Annotated in this window: 1 protein-coding gene; it reads right to left on the bottom strand. The window is 46.2% G+C overall.

Annotated features, from left to right (window positions below; all coding sequences use genetic code 11):
• Nucleotides 1–47: 47 nt before the first annotated feature.
• Nucleotides 48–340, bottom strand: a 293-nt coding sequence (locus AB4653_RS28445; RefSeq protein WP_372105987.1) for a TetR family transcriptional regulator C-terminal domain-containing protein, incomplete at its 5' end; no start/stop codon positions are given.

The following is a 340-nucleotide window of genomic DNA, read 5'->3' as shown; positions in this document are numbered from 1 at the left end:
ATACTTGGGCGTCTTTTTGTAGATCTGAGCCTATATACGCGCAGTTGCTAAAAAGGGTGGTACTTGAAGATGTCTTCAACCATTGAGTTGAGTAGTTCTGTGTCATCGCAGGTTTTTGCATAAGTGCGTAGCCCTGCAATTTGAACCTGAACGTGGCGAGCAAGTTGAGTCGGTTTGCGTTCTTTGCTGATCTCACCAAGTTCTTGCGCTTCGGCAATCAGTTTGGCGAACTCGCCTTCCATTATTTTGAGTGATTTCTTGGCTTCTTCTAATAATTCAGCGTGCTCATCCGTCAGTTCAGCTACTGTTTTAGCCAGCATACACATGCCGTTAGGCGCGC

It is taken from the genome of Vibrio sp. 10N.222.48.A3 (assembly GCF_041475345.1).
GTDB lineage: Bacteria > Pseudomonadota > Gammaproteobacteria > Enterobacterales > Vibrionaceae > Vibrio > Vibrio tasmaniensis_A.
The sequence above is the reverse complement of the archived record's forward strand: the minus strand, read 5'-3'. Positions and strand labels throughout refer to the sequence as shown.